This window comes from Tranquillimonas rosea, assembly GCF_900111315.1.
Classification (GTDB): domain Bacteria; phylum Pseudomonadota; class Alphaproteobacteria; order Rhodobacterales; family Rhodobacteraceae; genus Tranquillimonas; species Tranquillimonas rosea.
Genome location: NZ_FOGU01000014.1, coordinates 68,273 through 77,150 on the forward strand (window position 1 = coordinate 68,273; position 8,878 = coordinate 77,150).

The following is an 8,878-nucleotide window of genomic DNA, read 5'->3' on the forward strand; positions in this document are numbered from 1 at the left end:
GCGGACCGGTCGGTCCGCCCCACCCCGCACGGCACGCCAGACCCCTTTCCAAACGGAGCATACAGCATGACCGGGACCACACCCGATCAGCCCATCTCGATCTCATTCGAGCTGTTTCCGCCCAAGACCGACAAGGGCATGCAGAACCTCGGCCATACCGTCGACAAGCTGACCCAGGCCGGGCCGGAATACTTCTCGGTGACCTATGGCGCCGGCGGCACCACCCGCGACCGCACCGCGCGCGTCGTCGAGATGGTGGCGAACCGCTCCGGCATCCCCGTCGCCCATCACCTGACCTGCGTCGGCGCGAGCCGCGACGAGGTCGATGCCCAGGCGCGCGGCCTGTGGGAAGCGGGCATCCGCAAGATCGTCGCCCTGCGCGGCGACCTGCCCGAGGGCGAGACGCTGGCCGAGGACGGCTATCACGATGCCGCCGAGCTGACCGCCGGCCTGCGCAAGATCGCCGATTTCGACATTTCGGTTGCCGCCTATCCCGAGGTTCACCCCGAGGCGGAGAACGCCGAGACGGACATCGAACACCTCAAGCGCAAGATCGACGCTGGCGCCAACAAGGCGATCACGCAATTCGCATTCGACACCGACACCGTCCTGCGGTTCGTCGAGCGCGCCCGCGCCGCGGGCATCGAGGCGCCGATCGTTCCCGGCATCATGCCGGTCGCCAACTTCGCCAGCCTCAAGCGCTTCTCCGCCGGCTGCGGCGCCAGCATCCCCGACTGGATGGAAGAGATGTTCGCCGGGCTCGACGACACGCCCGATCTTCGCTCGATGGTCGCGACCAGCGTCGCCGTCGAACAATGCCGTCGCCTGGTGGCTGGCGGTATCCGCGAATTTCATATCTATACCCTCAACAAGCCCGAGGTGAGCCTGGCAATCTGCCGCTCGCTCGGACTGCCGGTAGAGATACGCGCTGACCACGCGGCCTAAGGAGGCACAATGACTCAGAGCGCAGACATCGCGGCCCACGCCGCCGAGCGCATCCTCGTGCTCGACGGCGCGATGGGCACGATGATCCAACAGCACAAGCCCGACGAGGGCGTCTATCGCGGCGAGCGGTTCGCCGACTGGCACACCGATGTCGGCGGCAACAGCGAACTGCTCAGCCTGACCCAGCCGGACATGATCCGCGACATCCATTCCGAGTTCCTCGCAGCAGGCGCCGACATCCTGTGCACCAACACGTTCGGTGCCAACACGATCAGTCAGGCCGACTACGAGATGCAGGAGTTGGTGCGCGAGATGAACACCGAGAGCGTGCGCCTGGCCCGCGAGGCGGCCGACGCCGCCTCGACGCCCGAGCGGCCCCGCTGGGTCGCCGGCGGCATCGGCCCGACGAACCGCACCGCCAGCATCAGCCCCGACGTGAACGACCCCGGCTACCGCGCGGTGACATTCGACGACCTGGCCGAAGCCTATGGCGGGGCCGCGCGCGCGCTGATCGAGGCCGGGTGCGACCTGATCCTGATCGAGACGATCTTCGACACGCTGAACGCCAAGGCCTGCATCTTCGCGATCGACTCGCTGCGCGACGAAGGCATCGAGGTGCCGCCGCTGATGATCTCGGGCACGATCACCGACCGCTCGGGCCGCACGCTGACGGGCCAGACGCCCGAGGCGTTCTGGGCCTCGATGAGCCATGCCCGCCCGTTCTCCATCGGGCTGAACTGCGCGCTCGGCGCGGGCGAGATGCGCCAGCACGTGCGCACGCTGTCCGAGGTGGCCGACACCCGCGTCAGCGCCTACCCGAACGCGGGTCTGCCGAACGAGATGGGCGGCTACGACGAGACGCCCGAGGAAACCGCGTCGCATCTCGAGGAATGGGCCGAATCCGGGCTGGTCAACATCGTCGGCGGCTGCTGCGGCACGACCCCCGATCACATCGGCGCCATCGCCAAGGCCGTCGAGGGCAAGACCCCGCGCAAGATTCCCGCCAAGGTCGAGCGTATGCGCCTGAGCGGACTGGAACTTTTCGAGGCAGGGAGCGCCGCATGACCGGCATTTCCAATTTCATCAACGTTGGCGAGCGGACGAACGTCACCGGCTCGGCCAAGTTCAAGAAACTGATCATGAACGACGACTATCCGGCCGCGCTGGAAGTCGCCCGTCAACAGGTCGAGAACGGCGCGCAGATCATCGACATCAACATGGACGAGGGCCTGCTGGACAGCGCCGCCGCCATGACGACGTTCATGAACCTGATCGCCTCCGAGCCCGACATCAGCCGCGTGCCGGTGATGATCGACAGCTCGAAGTTCGAAGTTATCGAAGCCGGTCTGAAATGCGTCCAGGGCCGCTCGATCGTGAACTCGATCTCGCTGAAGGAAGGCGAGGAGCCGTTCCTGGAACAGGCCCGGCTGATCCGCCGCTACGGCGCCGCAGTCGTCGTCATGGCGTTCGACGAGAACGGCCAGGCGGAGACCGCGCAGCACAAGTTCGAGATCTGCAAGCGCTCCTATGACCTGCTGACCGAGAAGGCCGGCTTCGATCCGTGGGACATCATCTTCGACCCGAACATCTTCGCGGTCGCCACGGGCATCGAAGAGCACAACGACTATGCCAATGCGTTCTTCGACGCGTGCAGCATGATCAAGGAGGCAATGCCCCACACCCACATCTCGGGCGGGCTGTCGAACGTCTCGTTCTCGTTCCGCGGCAACAACGCCGTGCGCGAGGCGATGCACTCGGCCTTCCTGTATCACGCGATCCCGCGCGGCATGGACATGGGCATCGTCAACGCCGGTCAGATCACGGTCTACGACGACATCCCCGACGAACTGCGCGAGCATGTCGAGGACGTTCTGCTGAACCGTCGCGACGACGCGACCGACCGGCTTCTCGAGATCGCCGACAAGTACAAGGGCTCGGGCGAGGCGTCCAAGAAGGAAGACCCCAAGTGGCGTGAGCAGGAGGTCGAGAAGCGGCTCGAGCACGCGCTGGTCCACGGGATCACCGACTACGTCATCGAAGACACCGAGGAATGCCGCCAGCGCGCGGAGAAGCCGCTCGACGTTATCGAGGGCCCGTTGATGGACGGCATGAACGTCGTCGGCGACCTTTTCGGCGACGGCAAGATGTTCCTGCCGCAGGTCGTGAAGTCGGCCCGCGTGATGAAGACCGCGGTCGGCCACCTGCTGCCCTACATGGAAGAAGAAAAGCGCCTCGCCGGCGACACCTCGGCCAAGGGCAAGGTGCTGATGGCCACCGTTAAGGGCGACGTTCACGACATCGGTAAGAATATCGTCGGCGTTGTGCTACAGTGCAACAACTACGACGTGGTGGATCTTGGCGTGATGGTGCCCACCGAGGACATCCTGGCGAAGGCCAAGGAAGAGAAGGCCGACATCATCGGCCTCTCCGGCCTCATCACGCCGTCGCTCGACCGCATGGTCGAGGTCGCCTCCGAGATGAAGCGGCAGGACTTCGACCTCCCGCTGCTGATCGGTGGCGCGACGACCTCGAAGAAGCACACCGCGCTCAAGGTCGCGCCGGAATACGAGCATGGCGTGATCCATGTCGACGACGCCTCGAAGGCGGTCGGCGTGGTCTCGCGCCTGCTGTCGGCAAAGGCCAAGCCCGACTACCTCGCCGGCATCGCCGACGAGCAGGCGAAAATGCGCGAAGGCCAGATCGACAAGGGCCCGCGCATAACGACCACGATCGAGGAGGCCCGCGCCAACGCCTTCGACGGCGGCTGGGACGAGTACACGCCCACCGCCCCGCAGACACCCGGCCTCACCGTCATCGACGACATGCCGGTGTCGAAGCTGCGCGGCTATATCGACTGGACGCCGTTCTTCAACACCTGGGAGATGAAAGGCAAGTTCCCCGCGATCCTCGACGATCCCGCCAAGGGCGAGACCGCGCGCGAGCTCTACGATCATGCCCAGGCCATGCTCGATAAGATCGAGAAGGAGCACTGGTTCACCCCGCGCGGCGTCGTCGGTCTGTGGCCCGCCAACAGCGAAGGCGACGATATTATCGTCTGGGACAGCGAGGCGCGCGAAAAGGTCGCTTGGCGGATGCCCCAGCTGCGCCAGCAGGGCAAGAAGTCCGGCGGCAAGCCGCACATGTCGCTCGCCGACTTCATCGCGCCCAAGGGCAAGGACGACTGGGTCGGCGGGTTCGCCGTCACGTCCGGACCCGAGATCCACGCGATCGCGGACCGGTTCAAGCAGGACGGCAACGACTATGATTCGATCCTCGTGCAGGCGCTCGGCGACCGCATCGCCGAGGCCTTCGCCGAGGCCCTGCACGAACGCGTGCGCCGCTCGCTCTGGGGCTACGCGCCCGACGAGCAGTTCGACAACGAGGGACTGATCCACGAGCAGTACGGCGGCATCCGCCCCGCTCCGGGGTATCCGGCCTGTCCGGACCACACCGAGAAGCGCACGCTGTTCAAGATGCTGGAGGCCACCGAGCACACCGGGCTGGAACTCACCGAGTCCTGCGCGATGTGGCCGGCAGCTGCCGTCTCCGGCATGTACTTCGCCCATCCGCGGTCGGCCTATTTCGGCATCGGGCGCCTCGGCGCCGACCAGGTGTCCGACTACGCCGCGCGGAAGGGCATGGAGCTCTCCGAAATGGAGAAGTGGCTGGCACCGAGCCTGGGCTACACCCCGGGCCTGCCTGAGCCCGAGAAGAAGATCGCCTGAACGGGCGCGTCTGAAAACCGAGACTCGAATAGAGAGAGGAACGAGATGAGCGACAAGACCTGGCTCTTCACTAGTGAATCGGTGTCCGAGGGACACCCCGACAAGGTCTGCGACCGGATTTCGGATGCCGTCCTCGACGCCTACCTCGCCGCCGACCCGATGTCGCGCGTGGCTTGTGAAACGCTCGCGACCACCGACCACGTCACCATCGCCGGCGAAGTCCGCGGCCCCGACTCGGTGCTGAAGGACGTCGAGGAAATCGCGCGCAACGCGATCAAGGACATCGGCTACGAGCAGGATGGCTTCCACTGGAAGACCGCCGAGATCGTCTGCCGCCTGCACGCGCAATCGTCGGACATCGCCATGGGCGTCGACGAGGGCGAAAAGGGCGAAGAAGGTGCCGGCGACCAGGGCATCATGTTCGGCTACGCCTGCAATGAGACCGAAGAGCTGATGCCGGCCCCGATCCAGTTCTCGCACCGCATCCTGCGCCACATGGCCGAGGACCGGAAATCGGGCAAGCGCCCCGAGTTCGGCCCCGACGCCAAGAGCCAGGTGACGCTGCAATACCGTGACGGCAAGCCGGTCGGCCTCGACACCGTGGTCGTCTCGACCCAGCACGGCGAGAACGTCACCCAGGAGCAGGTGCGCGAGCTGGTCGAACCCTACATCAAGGGCGCCTTCCCCGAAGGCTGGACGCTGCCGGCCGACCGTCTGATCGTGAACCCGACCGGGCAGTTCGTCATTGGCGGCCCCGACGGCGACGCCGGCCTGACCGGCCGCAAGATCATCGTCGACACCTATGGCGGCGCCGCGCCGCACGGCGGCGGTGCGTTCTCGGGCAAGGACCCGACGAAGGTCGACCGTTCGGCCGCCTACGCCGCGCGCTACCTAGCAAAGAACGTCGTCGCCGCCGGCCTGGCCGACAAGTGCCAGATCCAGCTGGCCTACGCCATCGGCGTGCCGGAACCGGTCGCGATCTACGTCGACACGCTGGGCACCGGCCGGGTCGACGAGACCAAGCTGGCGACCACGCTGCGCGAGATGGTCCGCCTGACGCCGCGCGGTATCCGCGAGCACCTGGACCTGCTGCGTCCGATCTACACCCGCACCGCGGCCTACGGCCACTTCGGCCGGCAGGCGACCGAGGACGGCGGCTTCTCGTGGGAGCGTACCGACCTTGCCGACGAGCTGGCCCGCACCTTCGGCGCCACCCGCGCCGCGGAGTGAGAGAGAACAAGAACGCCATCCCGACATAGGAAAGGATGACACGACATGAACAAACCTGACATGCCCACCGCGGGCGACTACGCGATCAAGGACATCTCGCTGGCGGCCTATGGCCGCCGCGAGCTCGACATCGCGGAAACCGAGATGCCGGGCCTGATGGCCCTGCGCGAGGAATACGGCGAGAGCAAGCCGCTCAAGGGCGCGCGCATCGCCGGGTCGCTGCACATGACGATCCAGACGGCCTGCCTGATCGAGACGCTCGTCGCCCTCGGTGCCGACGTCCGCTGGGCCTCGTGCAACATCTTCTCGACCCAGGACCACGCCGCGGCCGTGATCGCCGAGGGCGGCACCCCCGTCTTCGCGATCAAGGGCGAGAGCCTGGTCGACTACTGGGACTATTGCGACCGCATCTTCCAGTTCGAGGACGGCGCGAACCTGATCCTCGACGACGGCGGCGACGCGACGATGTACATCCTCGTCGGCGCGCGGGTCGAGAACGGCGAAGACGAGCTGATCGCCGCCCCGACCTCGGAAGAGGAAGAGGCGCTCTTCGCCCAGATCAAGAAGCGGATGGCCGAGAGCCCCGGCTGGTTCACCAAGCAGCGTGACAAGCTGTACGGCGTCTCCGAAGAGACGACCACCGGCGTCCACCGCCTGTACCAGCTGATGGAGCAGGGCCAGCTGCCCTTCCCCGCCATCAACGTCAACGACAGCGTCACCAAGTCGAAGTTCGACAACAAGTACGGCTGCAAGGAATCGCTCGTCGACGGTATCCGCCGTGCGACCGACACCATGATGGCCGGCAAGGTTGCCGTGGTCTGCGGCTATGGCGACGTCGGCAAGGGCTCGGCCGCTTCGCTGGCCGGCGCCGGCGCCCGCGTCAAGGTGACCGAGGTCGACCCGATCTGCGCGCTGCAGGCGGCAATGGACGGCTTCGAGGTGGTCACCCTCGAGGAGGTCATCGATCAGGCGGACATCTTCATCACCACCACCGGCAACAAGGACGTGATCCGCATCGAGCACATGCGCGAGATGAAGGACATGGCCATCGTCGGCAACATCGGCCACTTCGACAACGAGATTCAGGTCGCCAACCTGAAGAACCACAAGTGGACCAACATCAAGGACCAGGTGGACATGATCGAGATGCCCTCGGGCAATCGCATCATCCTCCTGTCGGAAGGCCGTCTGCTGAACCTCGGCAACGCCACCGGCCACCCCTCGTTCGTGATGTCGGCGTCGTTCACCAACCAGACGCTGGCCCAGATCGAGCTGTGGACCAAGGGCGACCAGTACGAGAACAAGGTCTACGTCCTGCCGAAGCACCTCGACGAGAAGGTCGCGCGTCTTCACCTGGGCCGCATCGGCGTCAAGCTCACCGAGCTGCGCAAGGACCAGGCGGACTACATCGGCGTGACGGCCGAAGGGCCGTTCAAGCCCGAACATTACCGCTACTAAGGAGCAGGCATGAACGAGACGACACCTCATATCGTCGGCCTCGGGAATGCGCTCGTGGACGTGGTGGCCCCGGTGGAAGCCGAGGTCATCACGCGCCACAAGCTGACCCCCGGCGGCATGCACCTTGTGGATGCCGAGGCCGCACACGCGCTGTTTTCCGAGGTCGGGCCCGGCGTCCGCCAGTCGGGCGGCTCGGTGGCGAACTCGATCGCGCACCTGGCCGACCTGGGCGTCAAAGGCACCTATCTCGGCAAGATCGCCGAGGATGACCTGGGCGCGACCTTCACCGAAGAGATGCGCGGCCTGGGCATCTCGGCCCCCGTCGCCGCCGCGCCGCAGGGCGAGACCGGCACCGGCCGCTGCGTCGTGCTGGTGACACCCGACGGCGAGCGCACGATGAGCACCTTCCTCGGGGCCGCCGTGACGCTCGAGCCGGGCGACATCTCGCCCGACCACATCACCGGCTGCGGCATCCTCTTCGTCGAGGGCTACCTCTGGGACGCCCCCCACGGCCCCGCGGTGATCGCCAAGGCGGCCGAAGAAGCCAAGAAGACCGGTGCCAAGGTGGCGCTGACGCCGTCCGATCCGGGCTGTGTGGAGCGCAACCGCGAGGCGATGATGGGCTTCATCAACGACCACGCGGACATCCTGATCGGCAACCATACCGAGATCGGCGCGCTGTCCGGCACCGACGACACCGAGGCCGCGATGGACTGGGCGCTCGAGCGGGTCGGCATCGTCGCGCTCACCGAGCACGAGAAGGGCTCGCTGGTGGCCGATTCCACCGGCCGGCACCGGGTTCAGGCCGAACCGATCTCGAAGGTGGTCGATTCCACCGGCGCTGGCGACGCCTATGCCAGCGGTTTCCTCGGCGGTCTCGTCCTGGGCAAGCCGGTGCAGGACGCCGGCCGCATGGGCGCCGAACTTGCGGCGCGCGTGCTGGGCCATTACGGCGCCCGTGACGGTGCCGCGGCACGGGCGATCGCCCTGCCCGCCGCCTGAAGACCTTCTGTCGCGGGCCGGCCCTGACCGGCCCGCGATCCCTCCTGCCAGAGATTTTCCGAGGAGACGCCCCGATGAACGCCCCGCACCGCGACACCGGTTTCTTCACCGAGCGGCTCGAGAGCCGCGACCCCGAGATTTACGCGGCGATGCAGAAGGAGCTCGGCCGCCAGCGCGACGAGATCGAGCTGATCGCCTCCGAGAACATCGTCTCGGCCGCCGTGATGGAGGCGCAGGGCGGCGTGATGACGAACAAGTACGCCGAGGGCTATCCCGGCCGGCGCTACTACGGCGGCTGCCAGTTCGTCGACATCGCCGAGACCCTGGCGATCGACCGCGCCAAGCAGCTGTTCGGCACCGAGTTCGCCAACGTCCAGCCCAACAGCGGCAGCCAGGCCAACCAGGGCGTGTTCACCGCGCTGCTCAAGCCCGGCGACACGATCCTCGGGATGAGCCTCGACGCCGGTGGCCACCTGACCCACGGCGCCAAGCCGAACCAGTCGGGCAAGTGGTTCAAC

Annotated in this window: 4 protein-coding genes and 2 pseudogenes; all 6 read left to right on the forward strand. The window is 66.6% G+C overall.

Translation table 11 applies throughout. The features are described from left to right. Positions 1-66 precede the first annotated feature (66 nt). Positions 67-945 (forward strand): methylenetetrahydrofolate reductase [NAD(P)H], encoded by an 879-nt coding sequence (gene metF, locus BMZ25_RS18225; RefSeq protein WP_092696086.1) that lies wholly within the window; start codon positions 67-69, stop codon positions 943-945. Positions 946-954: 9 nt separating this feature from the next. After that, positions 955-4,670, forward strand: a pseudogene (gene metH / locus BMZ25_RS18235) (methionine synthase). Positions 4,671-4,715: 45 nt separating this feature from the next. Further along, complete coding sequence (metK, locus tag BMZ25_RS18240; RefSeq protein ID WP_092696089.1) at positions 4,716-5,900, forward strand: methionine adenosyltransferase; 1,185 nt, start codon at positions 4,716-4,718, stop codon at positions 5,898-5,900. Between the two features lie 45 nt (positions 5,901-5,945). Beyond that, the gene (ahcY, locus tag BMZ25_RS18245; RefSeq protein ID WP_408033446.1) at positions 5,946-7,358 is read left to right on the forward strand and encodes an adenosylhomocysteinase; all 1,413 of its coding nucleotides are present in this window, start codon (positions 5,946-5,948) and stop codon (positions 7,356-7,358) included. A 9-nt stretch (positions 7,359-7,367) separates the two neighbouring features. After that, on the forward strand, positions 7,368-8,360 hold the full coding sequence (locus BMZ25_RS18250; protein WP_092696090.1) for an adenosine kinase: 993 nt from the start codon (positions 7,368-7,370) through the stop codon (positions 8,358-8,360). Between the two features lie 74 nt (positions 8,361-8,434). Next, positions 8,435-8,878 (forward strand): annotated as a pseudogene (glyA, locus tag BMZ25_RS18255) (serine hydroxymethyltransferase); the annotation flags it as partial.